Origin of the sequence: Mycobacterium adipatum, assembly GCF_001644575.1 — a bacterium.
Taxonomy (GTDB): domain Bacteria; phylum Actinomycetota; class Actinomycetes; order Mycobacteriales; family Mycobacteriaceae; genus Mycobacterium; species Mycobacterium adipatum.
On sequence record NZ_CP015596.1, the window covers coordinates 3971879 to 3995200 of the forward strand.

The following is a 23322-nucleotide window of genomic DNA, read 5'->3' on the forward strand; positions in this document are numbered from 1 at the left end:
CCCCACCGAAAGGACCATGACATGCCGTCTCTGCGCTTCCGGGTGGCCGCCGCCGCCGTTCTGGCCGCGGCGCTGCCGCTGACCCTCTCCGCCTGTGGCGGAGGCGGTGGCGACGAGTCCAAGGTCGTCATCGGCACCAAGTTCGACCAGCCCGGCCTCGGATTGAAGAACCCGGACGGCACCATGAGCGGTTTCGACGTCGACGTCGCCACCTATGTCGCCGAGCAGCTCGGTTACAAGCCCGAGGACATCGAATGGAAGGAGTCCCCGTCCGGACAGCGCGAGACACTGATCCAGAACGGACAGGTGGACTTCATCGTCGCGACCTACTCGATCACCGACGCCCGCAAGGAGAAGGTCGACTTTGCCGGCCCGTACCTGATCACCGGGCAGAGCCTGCTGGTGCGCGCCGACAACACCGATATCACCGGCGCCGAGTCGCTGGAGAACAACAAGAAGCTGTGCTCGGTGACCGGGTCCACGCCGGCCCAGCGCATCAAGGACAAGTACCCGGGTGTGCAGCTGCAGCAGTACGACACGTACTCGGCGTGCGTGGAGGCGCTCAAGACCGGCGCGATCGACGCGGTGACCACCGACGAGGTCATCCTGGCCGGCTACGCCGCCCAGTCCCCGGGGACCTTCAAGATCGTCGGCGAGCCGTTCTCCGAGGAGCGCTACGGCATCGGCCTGAAGAAGGACGACACCGAGCTGCGCACCAAGATCAATGACGCCATCACCAAGATGGAGACCGACGGCGCCTGGAAGGAAGCGTTCGACAAGAACCTCGGACCGGCCGGGATCACCGCACCCGAGCCGCCGACCGTCGACAAGTAGCCAGATTCGCACGTGGAGATCTTCACCGAGTACCAGGACCGGATCTACGCCGCGTTCTGGGTGACCATCCAGCTGACCGTGCTGGCCGGCGTCGGCGCGCTGGTGCTGGGGACCGTCCTGGCGGCGATGCGCCTCTCACCCATACCGGTGATGCGGGGGTTGGGCACCACGTATGTCAACGTGGTGCGCAACACCCCGCTGACCCTGATCCTGGTGTTCTGCTCGCTGGGGCTGGCCAACACGCTGCACATCACGCTCACCGACCCGGACTCACCGACGTCGATCGTGGACAGCAACTTTCGGCTCGCCGTGCTCGGATTGACGGTCTACACCGCCGCTTTCGTCTGCGAGGCCATCCGGTCCGGCATCAACACGGTGCCGCTGGGTCAGGCCGAGGCCGCCCGCTCGCTGGGCCTGACCTTCTCGCAGAATCTGCGGATCATCATGTTGCCACAGGCATTTCGCGCGGTGATCATCCCGCTGGGTTCGGTGCTGATCGCCCTGACCAAGAACACCACCATCGCCTCGGCGATCGGCGTCGCCGAAGCCGCCCTGTTGATGAAGGAGATGGTGGAGAACACCTCGGCACTGCTGCTCGTCGGCGGCATCTTCGCGATCGGTTTCGTCATCCTGACACTGCCGACCGGGTTGCTGTTCGGCTGGCTGGGCAAACGACTGGCGGTGTTGCGGTGATGAGCGCTCGCGCGAAGAACGGACAATCATGAGCGGGGCCACGGTTCTCTTCGATGCGCCCGGACCCCGTGCCCGGGTGCGGCACCGGATCCTGGCCGGCCTGACGGTTGTGGTCTTCGCGCTGGTCCTCGGCTGGGTGATCTGGAAGTTCGCGGCCGCCGACCAGTTCACGGCCGCGAAGTGGGAGCCGTTTCTCACCGCCAATCTGTGGACGACCTATGTGCTGCCCGGGATCGAGGGGACGCTCACCGCGGCGGCGGTCTCCATCGTGGCGGCATTGGTGCTGGGCTGCCTGCTCGGCGTGGGCCGGTTGTCCCCGATCCCGGCGGTGAGCTGGGCGTGCGCGACGTTCGTGGAGTTCTTCCGCGCCGTGCCGGTGCTGATCATGATGCTGTTCTCCTACGCGTTGTTCGCGCAGTACAACGTCTTCCCCTCCGAGTACCTGGCGCTGGCCGGTGTGATCACCGGACTGACGTTGTACAACTCGGCGGTCATCGCCGAGATCGTGCGCAGCGGCGTGCATTCCCTGCCACGCGGGCAGGCCGAGGCCGCGTCCGCGCTGGGCATGACGTGGAGTCAGACCATGGGCTCCATCCAGCTCCCGCAGGCGATCACCTCGATGTTGCCGGTGCTGGTATCGCAGATGGTGGTGGTGCTCAAGGACACCGCGATCGGCTACCAGATCACGTTTGTGGAGATGGTGCGCCAGGGTCAGAGCATCGGTTCCTCGTACGGGAACTACATCCCGGCGCTGATCGTCATCGCGGCGCTGATGATCGGGCTGAACTTCGCCCTGTCATCCTTGGCCACCCGGCTGGAGGCCCGGCTGCGCCGGTCCAAGAAGGGGCCCGCACCGCTGACAGCCCTGCCGGTCGTTCAGGACGGCCCGGGAGTGTGATTGCGGGCCAGCGCCAGACCGGCGCAAGCGATCACCGAGCAGCACACCATCACGATGACCAGCGGGCCCGCGGTGTGCTCACCGGCCACACTCACCAGCGGTGAGACGGCGGCGGCCAACAGGAACTGGGTGGCGCCCAGCACCGCCGAGGCACTGCCTGCCGCCCGCGGTGCTGCCGACAGTGCCAGCGCGGTGGCGGTGCCGAAGATCAGACCCATGCCGACGTCGGCGGCGAACAGCGGCAGCGCCAGCCAGCCCGCCGGGAGGTCGGTGTAGGCCAGCGCCAGCACCACGACGCTGGCAGCGGTGACGATGGCCAGTCCGGCGGCGGCCAGCACATGGGGTTCGGTGCGGGCCGACAGCCGGGCGCTCAGCGCACTCACCAGCAACAGGCCGAAGGCATTGACCCCGAACACCGCGCCGTATTGAGCCGCACTCAGGCCCATCATCGTCTGGTAGACGAACGGTGAGGCCGAGATGTATGCCATCAACACCGCGAAGGCGAAGCCGAAGGCGACGACGTTGCCGATATAGCGGCGCCCGAGCAATTGACGCAATGGCGAGCCGGCGGTGCCCTTTTCGGCCCGCAGCGCGGTGCGGCGCTCCTCGGTGTGTGTCTCGCGGATGACGATGAGCGCCGTGATGAGCATGAGCACGACCAGCGCCAGGATGACCGCCAGCGCGCCGCGCCAGCCCAACGGACCGACCAGGAAGCCGCCGGCCAGCGGAGCAACGATCGGGGCGACGCCGCCGACGATCATCATCAGGCTGAAGGCCCGGGCAGCGGCACGGCCGGTGGCCAGGTCGGAGATGATCGCGCGGCCGATCACCATGCCGGCCGCGCCGGTCAACCCCTGAGCCAGGCGGGCCGCGATGAGCACCTCGATGCTCGGCGCGAGGGTGGCCACCACGCTTGCGCCCACGCAGACGACGGCACCGATCAGCAATGGCCGCACGCGCCCGTAGCGGTCGGACAGCGGCCCGAAGATCAACTGCCCCAAGGCCAGACCGATCAGGAAGGTGGTCAGGGTCAGCTGCACGGTGGTCGGCGAGGTGTGCAGATCGTCGACCATCTCGGGGAAGGCGGGCAGGTAGAGGTCGGTGGCGAAGGGGGCCACCGCGGACAACAGTGCCAGGGTGACGAGCAGGCTGGCGGTGATGCGCGGGGCGCTCTCGGTGCGGGCCGGGGTGTCGACGGGGGTCGCCATGCGAGATTCTCCAAGTAGTTATCAAACGATAGTTATATATCTATAACTATCAGGTAAGCTCACCCCATGCAAGCGCGATCGCGTCACACCGAGCAGCTCGCCGATCTGGCCGATGTCGTCATGGCGTTGTCCCGCGCCATCAAGCTGCGCACCGCCGCGGACCCGTCGGTGCTCGACCTGTCGAGCACCGAGGTGACCGTGCTGCGCTACATCGACCACCACCCGGGCGTCAGCCCCAGCGCGGTCGCCGCCGACACCGGCCTGCAACGCAGCAATCTGAGCAGGGCGCTGCGCGACCTGGAGGCCAAACATCTGGTGCTCCGCTCCCCGGATCCCGCCGACCACCGCCAATCGCTGCTGCAATCGACCGCGCTGGCCGCCGAGAATCTGGCCCACATCAGAGCCATCTGGTCCGGGCTGCTGCGCGATGCACTCGAGGGCGCCGGCGATCACGACATCGCTTCGGCACTGGATCTTCTCGGCACGCTCGAGCGTGGCCTGCACTAACCGGGCCAGGCCCGCAGGGCGCGGTCGGCGATGGCGTGTAACTCTTCGCGGGTGGCGCCACTTCTGGCCTGCACGGCAATGCCCTGACAGACGGCGGTGATCCAGCGCGCCAGCGCCACCGGGTCCTGGCCGGGGATCTCCCCCGACACCTGCGCGGCGGTGAACCGCCGGGCCAGCGCCGCCACGCCGGCGTCGCGTACGTCGGCCAGGTCGGAGCTACCCTGCACCAGCAGACATCCCGTCGGGCGCCCCGGCGTCGAGGTGGCATCGGCGGCGCCGTGCACCATCGCGTGGGCGACCTCCCATGCGGTGGGCAGCCCCAGCGCGACGGTGGCGTACCCGCCGTGGCCGCCCACGTACTGCTCGACGGCCTGCCGGAACAGCTCTTCCTTGGAACCGAACGTGTCGTAGAGGCTGCGCCGGTTGATCCCGGCGGCCTCGGTGATGTCGGCGATGGAGACGCCGTCGTAGCCGTGCTCCCAGAACAGCCTCGTGGCGATGTCGAGAACCTGCTGCGGTTCGAAACTCCGAGGCCTGCCGATCGCCATCCTCGCTCCTGTGTGATGCGGACCACAGTCTGGAATGATCTTCCCGCCGTGGCACTTGACCTGTACACGGTATGTAACCGATCGGTTCGAAAGAACCATCCCAGCCTCCGGAGGACGTCGTGACCGATACCACCCACACCCTCGCACTTGCCGGCCGCCGGGCCCTGGTCACCGGGGCGTCCCGCGGTATCGGCGCGGAGATCGTGCGCCGATTGGCCGCCGACGGCGCCGCGGTGGCGTTCACCTACAACTCGTCTCCCGAGCCGGCCGAGGAACTGGCCGCCACACTCACCGCCGCCGGCGCCAAAGTGGTGGCCATCCAGGCCGACGCCGCCGATGCGCAGGCCGTCGCCGCTGCCGTCGACACCGCCGTGGCCGAACTCGGCGGGCTGGACATCCTGGTCAACAACGCCGGTGTCGCATCCGGCGCGCTCATCGAGGACTTCGACCTCGAAGAGTTCGACCGGATCGTGAACATCAACGTGCGCGGCGTGTTCGCCACCACCAAGGCCGCGGTTCCTCACCTGGGCGCGGGCGGCCGCATCATCAATATCGGCAGCGTGAACGCCGAACGCGTTCCCGTACCGGCCTTCTCGGTGTACGCGCTGTCCAAGGCCGCCGTCGCGGGCTTCACCAAGGGCCTGGCCCGCGAGCTCGGCCCACGGGGTATCACCGTCAACAATATCCAGCCCGGACCGATCGCCACCGACATGAACCCCGCCGAGGGACCGCTGGCCGACCAGATGACGCCACTGCTGGCCGTCGGCCACTACGGTCAGACCAGTGACGTGGCCGGCGCCGTGGCGTTCCTGGCCTCACCCGAATCCGGCTACATCACCGGTATCGCGCTGAACGTCGACGGCGGCTTCCTGATCTGATGGCGCGCGGGATGGCCTAGACGGTGCGCCGCTCTCGCTCCTGGGCGAGTTGGGTGCGTACCACGTCGAAGGCCATCCCCTGGCTGTAGCCGCGGCGGGCGAGCATGCCCACCAGCCGTCGGGTCACCTTCACCTCGTCGTCGAGTTTGTCCCGGCGCAGTTTGGCCGCCACCAACTCCTCGGCCTGCACACGCCACTCCCCGGCATCCACGCCATCGAGCGTCTCGGCGATGACGTCGGGATCGACCCCCTTGGTGCGCAGCTCGGTGGCCAACGCACGCTTCCCTTTTCCGGAGTTGGCCCGCCTGCTGCGCACCCATTCCTCGGCGAAGGCGACGTCGTCGAGCAGCCCGACCTCGACCAGCCGGTCGAGCACCCGGGCACTGACATCGTCGGGATAGCCGCGTTTGGTCAGCTGGGCTTCCAGCTCGGAGCGGGTGCGGGCCCGAACGGTGAGCAGGCGTAGACAGACGTCGCGCGCCTGCTCCTCCCGTTTGGGCTCAGCCGGCTTCTCAGAAGTCGACGGGGGCGGGCAGAACGTCATCGTCGGCCGTCAGCACGGCACCGATGCCGAGCTTTTCCTTGATCTTCTTCTCGACCTCGTTGCCCACATCGGGGTTCTCCAGCAGGAACTTGCGGGCGTTCTCCTTGCCCTGGCCGAGCTGCTCACCCTCGTAGGTGAACCACGAGCCGGACTTGCGGATGAAACCGTGCTCGACACCCATGTCGATGAGCGAGCCCTCCCGGCTGATGCCCTGGCCGTACAGGATGTCGAACTCGGCCTGCTTGAACGGCGGGGACACCTTGTTCTTGACGACCTTGACGCGGGTGCGGTTACCCACGGCATCGGTGCCGTCCTTGAGGGTCTCGATACGCCGGACGTCCAGACGCACGGAGGCGTAGAACTTCAACGCCTTACCGCCCGTGGTGGTCTCGGGCGACCCGAACATCACGCCGATCTTCTCGCGCAGCTGGTTGATGAAGATCGCGGTGGTGCCCGAGTTGTTCAGCGCGCCGGTCATCTTGCGCAGCGCCTGGCTCATCAAGCGGGCCTGCAGGCCGACGTGGCTGTCGCCCATTTCGCCCTCGATCTCGGCGCGCGGCACCAGGGCGGCCACCGAGTCGATGACGATGAGGTCGATGGCGCCCGAGCGCACCAGCATGTCGGCGATCTCCAGGGCCTGCTCACCGGTGTCGGGCTGGCTGACCAGCAGTGCGTCGGTGTCCACGCCGAGCTTCTTGGCATAGTCCGGGTCCAGGGCGTGCTCGGCGTCGATGAACGCCGCGATACCGCCGGCGGCCTGGGCATTGGCCACCGCGTGCAGGGCGACGGTGGTCTTACCCGAGGATTCCGGGCCGTAGATTTCCACGACGCGGCCGCGCGGCAACCCGCCGATACCGAGCGCGACATCGAGCGCGATCGATCCGGTCGGGATGACCGAGATGGGCTGGCGCACCTCATCACCGAGGCGCATCACCGAACCCTTGCCGTAGTTCTTCTCGATCTGGGCCATCGCCAGTTCGAGTGCCTTGTCGCGATCAGGAGCCTGTGGCGCCATGGGAGTACCTCTCCGGTAGTCGTGCGGTTGACCGGGGTTCCGGTCGGTTGGCTGTCAGGTTAGGACGAGCCACCGACAAGTGATTTCCGGTCGAACGATCACCAGATTAGCGAACAGGTGTTCGAAGGCAAGCGGACACGCCGCGCGCCGCAGGCCGGTATGGTTCGGCCCGTGGCTCAACGCACAGATCTCCGAGTGCCCCATGCAGGTGAGGACCTCGCGGTGTACCTGTACCGCCCCGATTCGCCGGACCGCGACACCGCGTGCATCGTCATGGCCCACGGTTTCTCCGGGACCCGCGACGACGGGCTGCCCGCCTACGCGGACGAATTCTGCGCCGCCGGCCACACCGTCGCCCTGTTCGACTACCGGGGGTTCGGCGCGTCCACCGGCGAACCGCGCCAGGTCATCGATATCGCCGCCCAACACGCCGATTACCGCGCCGTCGTGCAATGGGCCCGCACACTCGACGGTGTGGACCCCACCCGCATCGCGCTGTGGGGATCGTCGTTCAGCGGCGGGCATGTGCTCGCCGTCGCGGCCGAGGACCCGTCCATCGCGGCGGTCGTCTCCCAGGCGCCGTTCACCGATGCCCTGCCCACGCTGGCCGAGGTCCCGGTGCGCAACTCGGCCCGCCTCACCGTAGCGGCGCTGCGCGATCAGCTGCGAGCGTGGCGCGGACGGCCGCCGCTGCTGGTGCCCGCCGTCGGCCCACCCGGATCGCTGGCCGCGATGACCGCACCCGACGCCGAACCCGGGTTCAGGGCCATCGTGGGGCCCGAGTCGCGCTGGCGCAACGAGTTCGCCGCACGCCTGATGCTGAAGTTCCCGTTCTACCGACCGGGCCGTAAGACCGCACGACTGTCGATGCCGCTGCTGGTCTGCGTGTGCGACGAGGACACCACCGCTCCCCCCGGCTCGACGGTGGCCGCCGCCCAGCGGGCCCCGCTCGGCGAACTACGGCACTACCCGTACGGCCATTTCGCCATCTACCTCGACCCGCAGACCAGGGCCGATCAGCGCGAGTTCCTCGACCGCGCGCTCGCCCGCCCCTGACCGCTCACCACTGGTCGCGCGGGACGTCGAAGTCCGCGCACAGCGCCCGCCACACCGTCCGCGGTTCGATACCGGCCTCGATGGCCTGCGCGGCGGTGCGCCCGCCGAGCGCACTCAGCACGTGATCGACGAGCACCGAGCCCCCATAGGCGGCACCGAACAGCCCGGTGACCCGTTCGTTGAACTCGGTGATGCGCACGCCGACAACCTACCGAGTCGCCGCCAGCGCGTCATGGCACACCCGTACCGGATCGGCCACCCGATCCACGCCGGCGCCGGCCACCGCGGCGGCGTCGCGATAGCGCGGATCGGCCAGCACGCCGGCCACCGCGGCCGTCAGCGCCTCGGCTGTGAGCGGCCGGATCAGACGTCCACTCCCTTGCCGCACAACACGATTGGCGATTTCCCACTGATCGCCCCCGCCGGGCACCGTGACCAACGGCACACCGTGGCGCAGCGATTTCGCCACGATCCCGTGGCCGCCCCCGCACACCAGCACGTCGGCGCGGGCCAGCAGCTCGTCCTGACGCCCGAGCCCGACCACCACCCAGTCCGGCACCTGCACGTCGGCGCCGCCGAGCCGTGACACCGCCACCCGCAACCCGGCGGGCAGTCCGCGCCCGGGCGTCAGCGCGGTCAGCGCCACCTCCGCCAGGCCGGCGGCACCGGTGGTGGCCGTCGACGGCGCCACAACCACCAGCGGACCCGATCCGGGTGGCGGAGTCAGCACCGCGTCGGTGGGCTCGAAGTGCAACGGACCGACGACCACGGCCTCGGCCGGCCAATCCGGGCGGGGCACCTCCAGAGCGGGCAGTGTCGCGATCAGCCGCCGCAGCGGGCCCGGATCCGGCCCCGGCAATCCGATGGACAGGCGGGCCGCCGCCCGGTCGCGTTCCCCGACCCGGATGGAACGCGCGGTCAGCGCCCGCATCACCGCGTCACGGGCCCGGCCGCGCAGACCGACCCCCGGGGCCAGCCCGCTGCCCAACGGGGGCAGCCCCTTCGACGGCAGGTACAGCGGGTGCGGAGCGACCTCGACCCACGGCACGCCGAGCAGTTCGGCCGCCATCCCACCGCAGGCGGTGATCACGTCGGAACACACGAGATCGACGGCCAGCGCACGGATGACGGGCGCGTTCAGCACGGCCATCCGGGCGGCCCGCCGGTGGATCTTCGCACCGGCGTCGCCGTCGTCATCGCCGACGTCGAGGTCCAGACCCGCCAGCTCCACCGCCGCCACACCGGCCGCGCGCGCGGTATCGAGCCACTGCCTGCCGGTCAGCAGCGTCGCGGTGTCCCCCGCCGCCTGGAATTGCAGACACAGTGCGATCGCCGGGAACGCGTGCCCGGGGTCGGGTCCGGCGACCACGGCGATTCTCATGAGTTGACGACCCGCACGCGGCCCACCCTGCCACAGCCCGCAGGCTCTACCCTGTGGGGTATGACCGATCAGGTATCGCCCACCAGCACCGAGGCCGACAACATCGCGACGGTGGAGAAGTTCCTGTTCTCGCTGCGGGGTCCCGATTTGGACACCGCCGGCGAGCTGATCGACGAGAACATCGTCTATCAGAACGTCGGGTTCCCGACCATCCGTGGCAGGCAGCGCACCCTCAAGGTGTTCAAGGCGCTCGACCGGCCCAGTTTCGCCTTCGATGTGGCGATCCACCGCACCGCCGGCGACGGCGCCGTCGTGCTCAACGAGCGCACCGACGTGCTCGCGTTCGGTCCGGTCCGCCTGCAGTTCTGGGTATGCGGGGTCTTCGAGGTGCACGACGGCCGGATCACGCTGTGGCGGGACTACTTCGATCAGTTCGATTTCGCCAAGGCGATGATCCGGGGACTGGCCGGCGCGGTCATCCCGGCGCTGCGCCCGACGCTGTGAGCAGGACCAAACCCAGCTTCTTCCAGCTGGTCGGCTACTGCCTGGGCAAGCGGCTGCCCGATTCGATGCTGGACTGGGTCCGTAACGACCTGGCCGGGCCGGGCGCCACCCGGCGGCTCATGCTGCGGGTACTGATCCCGGCCGTGCTGGTGCTGGCACCGTTCTGGCTGATCCCGACGACGCTGTATGTGCACCTGAGCATGACGGTGCCGATCCTGATCCCGTTCGTCTACTTCTCGCACGCACTGAACAAGATATGGCGCCGGCACATGCTGCGGGTGCACGGGCTGAACCCGTCGCTGGTCGACGCGCTGGCCCGCGAGCGCGATGCCGCCAAGCATCAGTCCTACATCGATCGGTTCGGGCCCCGCCCCGACTCGGCGGAGCTGGGCACCCACGATATCTAGGCGCCGCGCAACGCTCCCAGCTCGCTGTAGGCGTGCGCCCAACCCTGCAGCCGATCCGTCGCGTGCACCAGCTCGTCGCGATAGCGACTTCCGACCGGCGGATTGCTCGTTCCCGCGTTCACCGAGGACACCAATTGCGCTGCAGCGGTGACCATTTCGTCGTACTGGCGGGCGCCCTGGTGTAGTTGCATGCTGAACGCCTGGATGGTCGGCGCAAGGTGCGCACGTGACTGCGGGGAGGCGGCGGCCGCCCGCTCCATCGCGACCACCTCGGTGGCGGTCGCGGCCATGGTGGCCGCTGTCTGGCCGGCCGTATCCGCGATCTCACGCAGGTCCTCGGCAGGCAGCAGCCTGCCCCGCTCCAGCACACCCAGTAAGGAGAACAGCCCCCGCTCCGAGGATGCCAGCGCGGCCATCGGCCGGCGCGCCGCCGAGCCCAGCGGCGGCATCGGGCGGGCGGTCGGCCCGGGCGGCAACGGCTCGGCGCGCAACCACCGATACCGCAGGAACAACAGCGTCGCCGGGAAGGCCGCGCCCGCGGCGATCACACCGGTGACGATCAGTGCCCAGACCGGCGTACTCCAGGACGCGAGCACCGCGGTGGCCAGGATCCAGAACAGGCTGCTGGCGCCGAAGAACAGCGCCAACCGCAACGCCCAGCGCCGCTTGCGCAGCAGCTTGGCCCGCGGGTCGGCCAGAGCGGCGAGTTTTTGGGCCAGCGCACCGGAGTACTGGGCGGCGGTGTCGATGCCGCTCTGGAGGCCGCGCGCGGCCAATGCGCGCCACCCGCGCTGCCGTCCGGTTCCCGAACCCGTCGCCATGATGACCCGGACCTATTGGGAGAGCGGGTTTTCGGGGGCGGTGGCGGGCGGATTCGCGGCCGGGGTGGCGGGCGTGGCCTGCGCACCGCCGGACGGCAGAGCCTCGCCGCGCATGGAGGCGCGGATCTGCTCCAGGCGCGAGTGCCCGGCCATCTGCACGCTGGCCTGCTGGACTTCCATCATCCGGCCCTGCACCGAGTTCTGCGCGAGCTCGGTGGCGCCCATCGCGTTGGCGTAGCGGCGCTCGATCTTCTCGCGCACCTCGTCGAGATTGGGCGTGGTACCGGGCGCGGAGATCTCGCTCATCGACCGCAGCGAGGCGCTGACCTGCTCCTGCATCTTGGCCTGCTCCAGCTGGCTGAGCAGCTTGGTGCGCTCGGCGATCTTCTGCTGCAACACCATGGCGTTCTGCTCGACGGCCTTCTTGGCCTGACCGGCAGCCTGCAGCGACTGGTCATGCAGCGACTTGAGGTCCTCGACGCTCTGTTCGGCGGTCACCAGCTGCGCGGCGAACGCCTCCGCGGCGTTGGTGTACTCGGTGGCCTTGGCGGCATCGCCGTTGGCGGTGGCCTGATCGGCGAGGGTCAGCGCCTGGCGGACGTTGGCCTGCAGCTTCTCGATATCGGCGAGCTGGCGGTTCAGCCGCATCTCCAGCTGGCGTTGGTTACCGATGACCTGGGCGGCCTGCTGGGTCAGCGCCTGGTGCTGACGCTGGGCATCCTCGATGGCCTGCTGGATCTGCACCTTCGGGTCGGCGTACTCGTCGACCTTCGAGTTGAACAGCGCCATCAGGTATTTCCATGCCTTGACGAACGGATTGGCCATGGGAACGTTTCCGCCTTCGTGTGTTCGGGTGTGCGCAACTGCCGATATGCATCGTGTTGGGTGCCAACCTATCGTTTCGGCACCCGGTCAGGCCACCGCCATGGACACAACCTGTGGGATCACGACCTTGGTGGTGGCATCGATGCCGGTGACCCCGCCCTCGTCGCGGGCCATCTGCTCCCCGGCGTTGAACAACACCCGCGACATCGGGATGTCGAGCGCGTCGCAGATGGCGTTGAGCAACTCGCTGGAGGCCTCTTTGCGGCCCCGTTCCACTTCGGAGAGATAGCCCAGGCTGACCCGCGCCGCGTCGGACACCTCACGCAGGGTGCGCCCCTGTGTGGTCCGGGCTTCCCGCAGCACGTCGCCGATCACCTCGCGCATCAGTGTCGTCATACAAGGGTCAACGCGACCGGGTAGCCGGTGGTTCCCGGGCGCCTCAGGTTGCCAACCGGGCGCGCGAATCGCGGAACGCAGAAATCACGTAGTCCACGCCGGTGAGCACCGTCAGCACCACGGCCAGCCACATGATCCAGGTCGCCACCGTGAGCCAGATACCGGGCCAGGAGTCCAGCGGAAGGATGAACAGCCCGATCGCCACGGCCTGGACCAGCGTTTTGAGCTTGCCGCCGCGGCTGGCCGGGATCACGCCGTGCCGCAGGACCGCCAGTCGTAGCACGGTGACGCCGATCTCGCGGACCATGATGACGATGGTGATCCACCACGGCAGGTCGCCGAGCATCGACAGCCCGATCAGCGCGGCGCCGACGAGCAACTTGTCCGCGATCGGATCGGCCAGCTTCCCGAACTCGGTGACCATGCCGTAGGCCCGGGCCAGCGCCCCGTCCAGGTGGTCGGTCATGACCGCCACCGCGAACACGACGAAAGCGACTGTTCGCCATGCCGTCTGATGCCCGTCCTCGACGAACAGGGCCACCAGGAACACCGGCACGAGCAGGAATCGGATGCCGGTCAGCAGATTGGCGACGTTGGCAACGGATGCGCGGGGCACAACTGGATCGGTATCTGATTGGCCCGGCACCGCAACAGAATATCGGTTGCCCAAACCGATACTCTCGCTGCTGTGAGCGAGGCGGTTGGCGACGTGATGATCCGTCGCGCCCGGACGTCCGACGTGCCGGCCATCAAGGCGCTCGTCGACATCTACGCGGGCAAGATCCTGCTGGAGAAGAACCTGGTCACGCTGTATGAGGCGGTGCAGGAATTCTGGGTCGCCGAGCTGGACGGCGAGATCGTCGGCTGCGGTGCGCTGCACGTGCTGTGGGCCGATCTCGGCGAGGTGCGCACGGTGGCGGTCCATCCGAAGGTCCGTGGCCGCGGGGTCGGTCACCGCGTGGTGGCCCAGCTGCTGCAGGTGGCGCGCAACCTGCACCTGCAACGCATCTTCGTGCTCACCTTCGAAACCGAGTTCTTCGGCGGGCACGGGTTCGTCGAGATCGACGGGACTCCGGTGAGCGCGGAGGTCTTCGCGGAGATGTGCCGCTCCTACGACACCGGTGTTGCCGAGTTCCTGGACTTGTCCTACGTCAAGCCCAATACCCTCGGCAACACCCGGATGATGCTCACCCTCTAGAAACCCTCGTCCTCATCCTCATCGGCGCCGTTGGCGTCCGAGCCGCCGCGGATGAGTGCCAGGGTGCCCGCCAGCTCATCGGGCTTCACCAGCACCTCACGGGCCTTGGAGCCCTCCGAGGGCCCGACGATCTGGCGGGTCTCCATCAGGTCCATCAGCCGGCCGGCCTTGGCGAAGCCGACCCGCAGCTTGCGCTGCAGCATCGAGGTGGACCCGAATTGGGACGACACCACCAACTCCACGGCCTGCAGGAAGACGTCCATGTCGTCGCCGATATCGGGATCGACATCGGTGCGCTCACCGGCCGGCTTGGCCTTGGTGACCCCCTCGATGAACTCGGGCTCGGCCTGGGCCTTGGTGGCCTCCACCACCGCTTGGATCTCCTCGTCGGTGATGAACGCGCCCTGCATGCGTTGCGGCTTGTTCGCCCCCATCGGCAGGAACAGGCCGTCGCCCATGCCGATGAGCTTCTCCGCGCCCGGCTGATCCAGGATGACGCGCGAGTCGGTCAGCGAGGAGGTCGCGAACGCCAGTCGCGAGGGCACGTTGGTCTTGATCAGACCGGTGACGACGTCCACCGAGGGCCGCTGGGTGGCCAGCACCAGGTGGATGCCGGCGGCACGGGCCTTCTGCGTGATGCGCACGATGGCTTCTTCGACGTCACGCGGCGCGGTCATCATCAGATCGGCGAGCTCGTCGACGATCGCCAGGATGTAGGGGTAGGGCTTGTAGACCCGCTCGGAGCCCAGCGGCGTGGTGATCTCTCCGGAACGCACCTTCTCGTTGAACACGTCGATATGGCGTACCCGCGAGGCCTGCATGTCCTGGTAGCGCTGCTCCATCTCCTCGACCAGCCAGGCCAGTGCTGCGGCGGCCTTCTTGGGCTGGGTGATGATCGGGGTGATGAGGTGCGGAATGCCCTCATACGGGGTGAGCTCCACCATCTTGGGGTCGATCAGGATCATCCTGACCTCTTCCGGGGTGGCCCGCGCCAACAGCGACACCAGCATTGAGTTGACGAAGCTGGACTTACCCGATCCGGTGGAACCGGCCACCAGCAGGTGCGGCATCTTGGCCAGGTTGGCCTTGACGTACTCACCCTCGATGTCCTTGCCCAGGCCGATCACCAACGGGTGGTGGTCGCCGCGTGTCGTCGGCGCGGTCAGCACATCGGCGAGGCGCACCATCTCGCGGTCGGTGTTGGGCACCTCGATGCCGACGGCCGACTTGCCGGGGATGGGCGCCAGCATGCGCACGCTCTCGGTGGCCACCGCGTAGGCGATGTTGCGGTGCAGCGCCGTGATTTTCTCGACCTTCACGCCGGGCCCCAGTTCGACCTCGTAGCGCGTCACGGTCGGACCGCGGGTGCACCCGGTGACCGCGGCATCGACCTTGAACTGCTCCAGCACCGAGGTGATGGCGGCTTCCATCTGGTCGTTGGCCGCGGTACGCAGCTTGGGTGGGTCGCCGGCGATGAGCAGGTCCAGCGACGGGAGCACATAGGGACCCTCGACGACCCGGTCCATCACCAGGGTGTCGTCGGTCTTCTTCGGCTTCTTCGGCTCCGCCTTGGGCTTACGGGCCTTGGCGGCAACGGGTTCGGGGATGGTCGGCGCGTCCGCCGGGTCGGGCAGCGGGTAGTTGTCCATCGGCGACCCGGCCGGCAGTTCGGGGGTCGGCCACTGCTGGGCGTCGGCCCCCCCGAATTCCTCGTCGCGGTCGTAGTACGCGTCGGAGAAGTCCTCGGTGACCGCGTCATCGTCGTATTCGGCGTGCTCGTCGGCGTACTCGTCATCGTCGTAGTCGTCATATCCGCGGGTGCTGAACATCGCGCGCAGCGTCTCGGGCAGTTCGCGGATGGTCGTCCCGGTCAGCAGCAGCACACCGAAGAGCACTCCGATGACGAGTAGCGGGGTGGCGATCCACACCGTCAGACCGTCCGAGAGCGGCCCGCCGAGCACAAAACCGACGAAGCCGGCGGCATCGCGGCGGGCGACCGGATCGGCCGGGGCGCCGGACCAGATGTGCCACAGCCCGAGCACCGGCAGGGCGATCATCGCCGATCCCAGGATCAACCGCGGCCGGGCGTCGAGATCGGGTTCGGTGCGCATCAACACCACGGCGATGACACCGAGGATGATCGGCACCAGCACGACGGCGCCGCCGATGACGGCACGCACCACGGTGTCGATCCATCCGCCGACCGGCCGGGCGGCGTCGAACCACGAACTGGCGGCGACCACGACGGCGATGCCCAGCAGCGCCAGCGCGATCCCGTCGCGCCGATGGCCGGGTTCCAGGTCGCGGGCGCGCCCCACCGATCGGGCGGTGGAACCGGCACCCTTGGCCACCATCAGCCAGCCGGCGCGGGTACCCCGGCCCATGGCGGCGCCCGCGGCGGCGAAGCGGGAGGGGTTACGACGTGGCGCCGGCTTGCGGCGCGGCGCCGCCGGGCGCGCCGGTTTCGATCCGGTCCGCGAGCTGGGATTGGCCTTTGACCTGCTCGAACGGGCTCCGGACCGGGCGGCGGTCTTGTTAGCCATGGGTGTCAGCCTAGTCGCTTGAGCCCCATTTTCACCATCTGCCACACCTGTCACAAACAGGTATCGAAATACCGAGCAGCGCGCCACCGCATAGAACAACTGATTCCGTCGCCGCTCAAATGCGTCTTCACCAGGGTAAACCCAAAAGTGGGCAGCGTCACGCGGCCAGGAAACGACGGATTCCGTTGCGGTCGCTACTCTCGAGGCGGTGAGCCTGCCGACATCGAGCCGCAATGTTAACCCGTTGTTACACAACATAATTCAGAACAACATCGTCCGCTATGACCTGCCCGCTTCGCTGGTCGTCTTCCTCGTCGCGCTGCCGTTGTCCATCGGCATCGCCGTCGCATCCGGGGCACCGGTGGTGGCCGGTCTCATCGCCGCCATCGTCGGCGGCATCGTGTGCGCCGTGGTCGGCGGTTCGCCGCTGCAGGTCAGCGGTCCGGCCGCCGGTTTGACCGTCGTCGTCGCCGAACTCGTCGCGCAGTTCGGGTGGAAGGCGACGTGCGCCATCACCGCCGCGGCGGGCGTTCTGCAGATTCTGCTGGGACTGAGCCGGGTCGCGCGGGCCGCGCTCGCCATCGCACCCATCGTCGTGCACGCGATGCTGGCCGGTATCGGCATCACCATCGCCCTGCAACAGGTGCACGTCCTACTCGGCGGCGGCCCGCGCAGCAACGCCTGGCAGAACCTGGCGTCGCTGCCCGCCCAACTGGCCGCCCCGCAGTGGGCCACGGTGCTCGTCGGAGGCCTCGTCATCGCGATCATGCTGAGCTGGCGGTTCGCTCCGCCCGCCATCCGCGCGGTACCCGGTCCGCTGGTCGCGATCACCATCGCGACCGCGGTGAGCTACCTGCCGGGCCTGGGCACCGAGCGCATCACGATCGACGAATCCGTCGTCGAGGCCATCGGGCTGCCCGAGATGCCGCAGGGCAGCTGGACGTCGATCGCCCTCGCCGTGCTCACCGTCGCCCTGATCGCCAGCGTGGAAAGCCTGCTCTCGGCAACCGCCGTGGACAAGATGCATACCGGCCCCCGTACCGACTTCAACCGCGAGCTCGTCGGGCAAGGTACCGCAAACGCGTCCTCGGGATTACTGGGTGGTCTGCCCGTCACCGGGGTCATCGTGCGCAGTACGGCCAATGTCGGCGCGGGTGCCAAGTCTCGTGCCTCGGCCGCGTTGCACGGGGTGTGGCTGCTGGTCTTTTCGGTGCTGCTGGTCGACATCGTCGAGATGATCCCGATGGCCGCACTGGCCGGACTGTTGATCGTGATCGGTGTCCAGCTGGTGAAGCTCGCCCATATCGATCTGGCGCGGCGCACCGGGGAGCTGGTCATCTACGGCGTCACGCTGGGCTGCGTCGTGTTTCTCAACCTCCTCGAGGGTGTGCTCATCGGACTCGTGCTGGCGATCGCCTTCGCGGCCTGGCGCATCGTGCGGGTGTCCATCCTCGCCGAGGACCTGACCAGCCGGCTCGGCACGGGCGGCCCGCCGCGCTGGCATGTGGCGATCACCGGATCGTGCAGCTTCCTGGCACTGCCACGGCTGAATGCGGCACTGTCGGATATCCCGCACGACGCCGAGGTGTTCATCGATCTGAACGTCGACTACCTCGATCACGCCGCCTTGGACGCGTTGCAGGAGTGGATCACCCAGCATCGCGACCGCGGTGCGGAGGTCACGGTCACCGAAACCGGAACCGCACGAATGGAGTTCGCCCATTCCCGACCACCGCGCCGAGACACCGAGGGCCGCCGGGTGATCGACGCACTGCGACTGATCTGGCCGGCCCAGCTGGCGAGCGGGGTCAACAGGTATAGCAACGGGCTGGCCCCGCTGGTGCGCGCCGGAATGACCACGGGCACCGCACACGACCCGCACACGATGCTGCTCACCTGCGCCGACGCCCGGATCCTGCCGAACCTGATCACCGACAGCGCGCCCGGGGAGCTGCTCAACGTGCGCAACGTCGGGAACCTGGTGGGCGCAGACTTGTCGGTCGAATCGGCGCTGAGCTACGCGCTGAACCGGCTCACCGTACGGAGCATCGGGATCTGCGGGCACTCGGGGTGCGATGCCATGCACGACCTGATGCACGACAGCGCCGACGGCTCGATGGGACGCTGGCTGGACCACGGGGCGGACTCACTGGCGGCGTTCCGGGCTTACCACCCGGTGGCCGCCGCCGCCGCGGACGCCGGGTTCACCGGTGCCGACCAGCTCAGCGTGGTCAACGTCGCCGTCCAGGTCGATGCCGTGCGACGACACCCGCAGGTCGCCGCACGGCTCGCCGACGGCTCGGTGAACATCGTCGGGCTGTTCCTGGATCTGGCCACGGCACGGCTGTATCTGGTGGATTCTGACTCGATCACCGAGACCGACCAGCACGGTGCCCCGGTGACGCTCACCACACCCAAGTAAGGTGACTCGGCGAATACTGCCGGAGCCGAGGAGCACCCATGCCTGTCGTCGTCGTCGCCACCATGACCGCTAAACCCGAATCCGTGGACATCGTCCGCGCGGCCTGCACGGAGGCCATCGCCGAGGTCCACGACGAGCCGGGTTGCGAGCTGTACTCGTTGCATGAGGCCAATGGCACCTTCGTGTTCGTGGAGCAGTGGGCCGACGCCGACGCACTCACAACACACAGCACCGCACCCGCCGTCGGCAAGCTGTTCGGCACCGTCGGCGAACACCTCGACGGTGCACCCGATATCAAGATGCTGACCCCGATCGTGGCCGGCGACCCCGCCAAGGGCCGGCTGCGCGGCTAGGCGTCGAGATGGGATCGCTCACCGGCAAGGTCGCGTTCATCACCGGGGCGGCGCGCGGGCAGGGGCGCGCGCATGCCGTGAAGCTGGCATCCGAGGGCGCCGACATCATCGCCGTCGATCTGTGCGACCAGATCGCCTCGGTGCCCTACCCGCTGGCGAGCCCCGATGACCTGGCCGCGACGGTCAAACTGGTCGAGGAGACGGGAGCACGCATCGTCGCCACCGAAGCCGATGTCCGTGATCGCGATGCGCTCAAAGGCGCGCTGCGGGCAGGCACCGAGGCACTCGGCGACCGGCTGGACATCGTGATCGCCAATGCCGGGATTGCACCGATGGCCGGTGAGGACGCCTGGCAGGACGTCATCGACGTGAACCTCACCGGGGTCTACAACACCGTGGATGTGGCGTACAAACCGATGGTCAAGTTCGGCAACGGTGGTTCCATCGTGCTGACCAGCTCGGTGGCCGGACTGGTCGGCCTGGGCTCCCCCATCGCGGGGTCGGTCGGCTACGCGGCCGCCAAACACGGCATCGTCGGCCTCATGCGCGTCTACGCAAATGTGTTGGCGCAATTCAACATCCGGGTGAACTCGATCCACCCGGCCGGGGTGGACACCCCGATGATCGACAACGATTTCACCCGCAGCTGGCTGGAAGGGATGGCCCAGCAATCCCACCGCGGGCCGGACATGTCCAATGCCCTGCCGGTACAGACACTGACCGTCGACGATATCGCCAATGCGGTGCTGTTTCTGGTCTCCGATGCCGGACGGTACGTCACCGGGGTCACGCTGCCGCTGGACGCCGGATACGTGAACAAACGCTAGTGGCCTCGAACCCGGCCGCACAGACGGCGTTCGGGCCGATGGTGCTCGCCGCCGTCGAGCACCACGAACCGCCCGGGCGGCGCTTGGTCGACGACGATCTGGCCGAGTCGTTCTTGCCGAGCGGTCCGCGCGCCTTGGCGCGGCTGACCCGGTGGGCACCGCTGCGCGCGGCCGTGATCGCCGCATCCGAGCGCGCCGGGCCCGGCCTGTGGGCCAGCATCGCCTGCCGCAAGCGGTTCATCGACGAGCGGATCTCCGATCCGGCCAGCGAGATCGACGCGGTGGTGATCCTCGGCTCAGGACTGGACACCCGGCCCTACCGGATCGCCAGGCACAGCGATCTGCCCGTGTTCGAGCTCGACCAGCCGGTGAACATCGAACGCAAGGCCGCCGCGGTGGCACGTGCGCTGGGCGCCATCCCCGCCTCGGTGCATCTCGCGAGCATCGATTTCGAGCGCGACGATGTGATGTCGGTGTTGGACGCCAACGGGTTTCGCGATACCGGACGGACGCTGTTCATCTGGGAGGGCGTCACCCAGTACCTCACCCCGGGCGCCGTACACGCGATGTTCGAGCAGCTGCGCGCCGTCACGCCGGGTAGCCGGCTCATCTTCACCTACGTGCGACAGGACTTCATCGACGGCACCGATCTGCAGGGCGCCGAGGCCGTGTACCGAAGGTTCCGTCGGCGCAGTCAGATCTGGAAGTCCGGCATGGAACCCGAACGCGTCGAGGAGATCCTGCGTGGGTACGGCTGGACCGTGGTCGAACAGGCCGGACCGAGCTACTACCGCGATCTCTACATCCGGCCGACCGGCCGCACGATCGCCGCCTCGCCCATCGAATGGACAGCCCTGGCGGTGCGCTCGGCCTAGATCTCGATGACCGTCGGCACGATCATCGGCTGGCGCCGGTAGGTCTCCCCGACCCACTTGCCGACGGTGCGCCGCACCGCCTGGGCGATGCGCCCCGGATCGGTCACCTGGTCCGCGGCAAGGCGTTCCAGCTCGGCCTCCACCTTCAGAGCCACCGGCTCGAGTGCCTTCGGGTCCTCGGAGAACCCACGTGAATGCAGGTGGGCGGGCCCGGCCTGCTTGCCGGTCCCCCGGCGCACCACGACCGTGACCGCGACGAACCCCGAGGACAGCGTGAGTCGCTCACCGAGGGTGGATTCCCCGACGTCACCGGTCACGAGGCCATCGACGAACATCTTGCCCACCGGGACCGCACCCGCGATCGAGGCCACCCCGTTCACCAGATCGACGCTGACCCCGTTCTCGGCGAGCACCACATTCTCCGGCGGTACCCCGGTGCGCACCGCGAGAGCGGCGTTGGCGCGCAGGTGGCGCCAGGTGCCGTGCACCGGCATCACATTGCGGGGGCGCACGCCGTTGTAGAGGAAGAGCAGTTCACCGGAATAGGCATGCCCGGAAACATGCACCCGCGCCTGCGCATTGGTGACCACCCGGGCACCGACCTTGGACAGCGCGTCGATGACCCCGAACACTGCTTCCTCGTTACCGGGGATCAGCGACGAGGACAGAATGATCAGATCGCCGGCGGTCAGGGTGATGCTGCGGTGCTCGCCGCGCGACATCCGCGACAGCGCGGCCATCGGCTCACCCTGGGTGCCGGTCGTGATGAGCACCACCCGGTCGGCCGGCATCATCTCCGCCGCGGCGATATCGATGACATCCTCGTCGGCGACCGTGAGGAACCCCAGCTCGCGGGCGATGCCCATATTGCGCACCATGGATCGGCCGACGAAGGAGACCCGCCGCCCGAGCGCAACGGCGGCGTCGATGATCTGTTGCACCCGATCGACGTTGGAGGCGAAGCACGCCACGATGACACGCCCCTGGGCACCGCGGATCAGTCGGTGCAGGGTCGGTCCGACCTCGCTCTCGGACGGACTGACACCGGGGAGCTCGGCGTTGGTCGAGTCGCAGAGGAACAGATCCACCCCGGCGTCGCCGAGTCGCGACATCCCGGGCAGATCGGTGGGTCGCCCGTCGGGCGGGAGCTGGTCGAGTTTGATGTCACCGGTGTGCAGGACGGTGCCCGCACCGGTATGCACGGCGATCGCCAGCGCATCGGGGATCGAATGGTTGACCGCGAAGTATTCGCACTCGAAGACCCCGTGGGTACTGCGCTCGCCCTCGGCGACCGTGACGAACTTCGGTTTGATGCGATGTTCCCGGCATTTCTCGGCGACCAGCGCCAAGGTGAACCGGGAGCCGACGACCGGGATGTCACCACGCAGCTTGAGCAGGTGCGGGATGGCACCGATGTGGTCCTCGTGGGCGTGGGTGAGCACCAGCGCCTCGATATCGTCGAGGCGGTTCTCGATATGGCGCAGGTCCGGCAGGATCAGGTCCACGCCGGGCTCGTCGTGGCCGGGGAACAACACCCCGCAGTCGATGATGAGCAGCCGGCCCAGATGCTCGAAAACGGTCATGTTGCGGCCGATTTCGCTGATCCCGCCCAGGGCGGTGACGCGCAGACCGCCGGGAGCCAGCGGCCCCGGTGCTGCCAGATCGGTGCTCACAGCACGCCGGCCGACCGCATATCGGCCGCGAGTTCTTCGATCTCGGACGGGGTCGCCGGGACCTGGGGCAGCCGGGGTTCTCCGGCGTCGATACCGAGCAACCGGAGACCTTCCTTGGACATCGTCACTCCACCGAGCCGGTTCTGTGCGTAGTTCAGCGGGCCCAGCGTGGTGTTGATCTTGCGGGCCGTGGCGATATCCCCGGAGTGGAACGCCGACAGCATCTCTCGCAGCTGGCCCGCCGCCACATGCCCCCAGACGCTGATGAAACCGACCGCGCCCATCACCAGCCAGGGCAGGTTCAGCGCGTCGTCGCCGGAGTAATAGGCGATGCCGGTCTCGGCCATCAGCTGCCCGGCGCCGTGCAGATCGCCCTTGGCGTCCTTGACCGCGACGATGTTCGGATGCGCCGCCAGGGTCCGCAGGGTGTCCCAGTCGATCGGGATGATCGAACGCGGCGGGATGTCGTAGAGCACGACGGGAAGATCGGTGGCGTCGGCGACCGCGGTGAAGTGCGCGATCAGGCCGCGCTGCGACGGGCGCGAGTAGTACGGGGTGACGACCAGCAGCCCATGCGCGCCGGCGGCGGCGCTGGCCTTGGCCAGGTGCACGCTGTGCGCGGTGTCGTAGGTGCCGGCACCGGCGATGATGCGGGCCCGGTCGCCCACGGCCTCGAGTACCGCTTCCAGCAGTGCGATCTTCTCGTCGTCGGTGGTCGTCGGCGACTCCCCGGTAGTCCCGGAGATCACCAGACCGTCGCAACCCGTGTCGACCAGGTGGTTCGCTACCTTCTTGGCGGTGGCCAGATCAACCGAGCCGTCCGGGCCGAACGGCGTCACCATGGCAGTCAGCACGCTGCCCAAGCGCGCGCTCACGTCGATTCCACTGGTGGTCACGGCGTCAGATTACCCGGTGG

Annotated in this window: 26 protein-coding genes; 13 read left to right on the top strand and 13 right to left on the bottom strand. The window is 68.2% G+C overall.

Annotated elements, in window-relative coordinates:
• Window positions 1–21 precede the first annotated feature (21 nt).
• From A7U43_RS18840 to A7U43_RS18850, 3 genes are read left to right on the top strand one after another with little or no spacing between them, the layout of a single operon-like run.
• Window positions 22–834, top strand: a complete 813-nt coding sequence (locus tag A7U43_RS18840; RefSeq protein WP_067998335.1) for a glutamate ABC transporter substrate-binding protein — start codon at window positions 22–24, stop codon at window positions 832–834.
• Window positions 835–846: 12 nt separating this feature from the next.
• Window positions 847–1527, top strand: coding sequence for an amino acid ABC transporter permease (locus A7U43_RS18845; protein ID WP_067998337.1), 681 nt, complete (start codon window positions 847–849; stop codon window positions 1525–1527).
• 28 nt (window positions 1528–1555) lie between these two features.
• Entirely contained in the window at window positions 1556–2425 is an 870-nt protein-coding gene (locus tag A7U43_RS18850) for an amino acid ABC transporter permease (protein WP_067998339.1), read from the top strand.
• On the opposite strand, the gene A7U43_RS18855 is transcribed toward A7U43_RS18850, so the two are convergent.
• A complete protein-coding gene (locus A7U43_RS18855; RefSeq protein WP_067998342.1) occupies window positions 2404–3633 on the bottom strand; it encodes a multidrug effflux MFS transporter in 1230 nt (409 codons plus the stop codon). The two genes, A7U43_RS18850 and A7U43_RS18855, sit on opposite strands and share 22 nt — an antisense overlap.
• Window positions 3634–3699: 66 nt before the next feature.
• Between A7U43_RS18855 and A7U43_RS18860 the strand changes: the two genes are divergently transcribed.
• On the top strand, window positions 3700–4140 hold the full coding sequence (locus tag A7U43_RS18860) for a MarR family winged helix-turn-helix transcriptional regulator (protein ID WP_067998344.1): 441 nt from the start codon (window positions 3700–3702) through the stop codon (window positions 4138–4140).
• Here A7U43_RS18860 and A7U43_RS18865 read toward each other — a convergent pair.
• Window positions 4137–4688 (bottom strand): TetR/AcrR family transcriptional regulator, encoded by a 552-nt coding sequence (locus tag A7U43_RS18865; RefSeq protein WP_067998346.1) that lies wholly within the window; start codon window positions 4686–4688, stop codon window positions 4137–4139. The two genes, A7U43_RS18860 and A7U43_RS18865, sit on opposite strands and share 4 nt — an antisense overlap.
• A 119-nt stretch (window positions 4689–4807) precedes the next feature.
• On the opposite strand from A7U43_RS18865, the gene A7U43_RS18870 reads away from it, so the two are divergent.
• Window positions 4808–5566 (top strand): 3-oxoacyl-ACP reductase family protein, encoded by a 759-nt coding sequence (locus A7U43_RS18870; protein WP_067998348.1) that lies wholly within the window; start codon window positions 4808–4810, stop codon window positions 5564–5566.
• 16 nt (window positions 5567–5582) lie between these two features.
• Here A7U43_RS18870 and recX read toward each other — a convergent pair whose 3' ends face one another.
• Window positions 5583–6110, bottom strand: coding sequence for a recombination regulator RecX (gene recX / locus A7U43_RS18875; protein WP_067998350.1), 528 nt, complete (start codon window positions 6108–6110; stop codon window positions 5583–5585).
• Window positions 6079–7125 carry a recombinase RecA gene (recA, locus tag A7U43_RS18880; protein WP_067998352.1) on the bottom strand — a complete coding sequence of 349 codons (1047 nt, stop codon included), beginning with the start codon at window positions 7123–7125 and terminating at the stop codon, window positions 6079–6081. The genes recX and recA overlap by 32 nt, the downstream gene beginning before the upstream one ends.
• A 171-nt stretch (window positions 7126–7296) precedes the next feature.
• Between recA and A7U43_RS18885 the strand changes: the two genes are divergently transcribed.
• Window positions 7297–8181, top strand: coding sequence for an alpha/beta hydrolase (locus tag A7U43_RS18885; RefSeq protein WP_156525960.1), 885 nt, complete (start codon window positions 7297–7299; stop codon window positions 8179–8181).
• A 4-nt stretch (window positions 8182–8185) separates the two neighbouring features.
• Here A7U43_RS18885 and A7U43_RS18890 read toward each other — a convergent pair whose 3' ends face one another.
• Both A7U43_RS18890 and A7U43_RS18895 read right to left on the bottom strand, forming a co-directional pair.
• Window positions 8186–8380, bottom strand: coding sequence for a DUF3046 domain-containing protein (locus tag A7U43_RS18890; protein WP_067998354.1), 195 nt, complete (start codon window positions 8378–8380; stop codon window positions 8186–8188).
• Window positions 8381–8389: 9 nt separating this feature from the next.
• Window positions 8390–9562 carry a glycosyltransferase gene (locus tag A7U43_RS18895; protein ID WP_067998356.1) on the bottom strand — a complete coding sequence of 391 codons (1173 nt, stop codon included), beginning with the start codon at window positions 9560–9562 and terminating at the stop codon, window positions 8390–8392.
• Window positions 9563–9622: 60 nt separating this feature from the next.
• On the opposite strand from A7U43_RS18895, the gene A7U43_RS18900 reads away from it, so the two are divergent.
• Complete coding sequence (locus tag A7U43_RS18900; RefSeq protein ID WP_067998359.1) at window positions 9623–10066, top strand: limonene-1,2-epoxide hydrolase family protein; 444 nt, start codon at window positions 9623–9625, stop codon at window positions 10064–10066.
• Window positions 10063–10473, top strand: coding sequence for a DUF5313 domain-containing protein (locus A7U43_RS18905; RefSeq protein ID WP_067998360.1), 411 nt, complete (start codon window positions 10063–10065; stop codon window positions 10471–10473). The genes A7U43_RS18900 and A7U43_RS18905 overlap by 4 nt, the downstream gene beginning before the upstream one ends.
• Here the strand turns inward: A7U43_RS18905 and pspM are convergent.
• The 4 genes from pspM to pgsA all read right to left on the bottom strand — a co-directional run bounded on the left by pspM (window position 10470) and on the right by pgsA (window position 13161).
• Window positions 10470–11294: a phage shock envelope stress response protein PspM gene (gene pspM / locus A7U43_RS18910; RefSeq protein ID WP_067998362.1), complete on the bottom strand. Its 825-nt coding sequence runs from the start codon at window positions 11292–11294 to the stop codon at window positions 10470–10472. The two genes, A7U43_RS18905 and pspM, sit on opposite strands and share 4 nt — an antisense overlap.
• A gap of 12 nt (window positions 11295–11306) precedes the next feature.
• Window positions 11307–12119, bottom strand: coding sequence for a phage shock protein PspA (pspA, locus tag A7U43_RS18915; protein WP_067998363.1), 813 nt, complete (start codon window positions 12117–12119; stop codon window positions 11307–11309).
• A gap of 87 nt (window positions 12120–12206) precedes the next feature.
• Window positions 12207–12515: a transcriptional regulator ClgR gene (gene clgR / locus A7U43_RS18920; RefSeq protein ID WP_067998364.1), complete on the bottom strand. Its 309-nt coding sequence runs from the start codon at window positions 12513–12515 to the stop codon at window positions 12207–12209.
• A 43-nt stretch (window positions 12516–12558) separates the two neighbouring features.
• Window positions 12559–13161, bottom strand: a complete 603-nt coding sequence (gene pgsA / locus A7U43_RS18925; protein ID WP_067998366.1) for a CDP-diacylglycerol--glycerol-3-phosphate 3-phosphatidyltransferase — start codon at window positions 13159–13161, stop codon at window positions 12559–12561.
• A gap of 66 nt (window positions 13162–13227) precedes the next feature.
• Here pgsA and A7U43_RS18930 point away from each other — a divergent pair, with 66 nt between their 5' ends.
• Window positions 13228–13713, top strand: a complete 486-nt coding sequence (locus A7U43_RS18930; RefSeq protein ID WP_068003154.1) for an amino-acid N-acetyltransferase — start codon at window positions 13228–13230, stop codon at window positions 13711–13713.
• Here A7U43_RS18930 and A7U43_RS18935 read toward each other — a convergent pair.
• Complete coding sequence (locus A7U43_RS18935; protein WP_197499872.1) at window positions 13710–16256, bottom strand: FtsK/SpoIIIE family DNA translocase; 2547 nt, start codon at window positions 16254–16256, stop codon at window positions 13710–13712. The two genes, A7U43_RS18930 and A7U43_RS18935, sit on opposite strands and share 4 nt — an antisense overlap.
• Before the next feature lie 208 nt (window positions 16257–16464).
• Here A7U43_RS18935 and A7U43_RS18940 point away from each other — a divergent pair, with 208 nt between their 5' ends.
• Genes A7U43_RS18940 through A7U43_RS18955 form a run of 4 tightly spaced genes read left to right on the top strand, consistent with a single transcriptional unit; the run spans window position 16465 to window position 20733 of the window.
• Complete coding sequence (locus A7U43_RS18940; RefSeq protein ID WP_418287653.1) at window positions 16465–18678, top strand: SulP family inorganic anion transporter; 2214 nt, start codon at window positions 16465–16467, stop codon at window positions 18676–18678.
• Between the two features lie 38 nt (window positions 18679–18716).
• The gene (locus tag A7U43_RS18945) at window positions 18717–19031 is read left to right on the top strand and encodes a putative quinol monooxygenase (protein WP_067998369.1); all 315 of its coding nucleotides are present in this window, start codon (window positions 18717–18719) and stop codon (window positions 19029–19031) included.
• A gap of 8 nt (window positions 19032–19039) precedes the next feature.
• Complete coding sequence (locus A7U43_RS18950; protein WP_067998370.1) at window positions 19040–19858, top strand: mycofactocin-coupled SDR family oxidoreductase; 819 nt, start codon at window positions 19040–19042, stop codon at window positions 19856–19858.
• Window positions 19858–20733 (top strand): SAM-dependent methyltransferase, encoded by an 876-nt coding sequence (locus tag A7U43_RS18955; RefSeq protein ID WP_082902210.1) that lies wholly within the window; start codon window positions 19858–19860, stop codon window positions 20731–20733. The genes A7U43_RS18950 and A7U43_RS18955 overlap by 1 nt, the downstream gene beginning before the upstream one ends.
• On the opposite strand, the gene A7U43_RS18960 is transcribed toward A7U43_RS18955, so the two are convergent.
• Window positions 20730–22406 carry a ribonuclease J gene (locus A7U43_RS18960; RefSeq protein ID WP_067998373.1) on the bottom strand — a complete coding sequence of 559 codons (1677 nt, stop codon included), beginning with the start codon at window positions 22404–22406 and terminating at the stop codon, window positions 20730–20732. The two genes, A7U43_RS18955 and A7U43_RS18960, sit on opposite strands and share 4 nt — an antisense overlap.
• Entirely contained in the window at window positions 22403–23302 is a 900-nt protein-coding gene (gene dapA, locus A7U43_RS18965; RefSeq protein ID WP_067998375.1) for a 4-hydroxy-tetrahydrodipicolinate synthase, read from the bottom strand. Before dapA ends, A7U43_RS18960 begins: the two co-directional genes overlap by 4 nt.
• Between the last annotated feature and the right edge of the window lie 20 nt (window positions 23303–23322).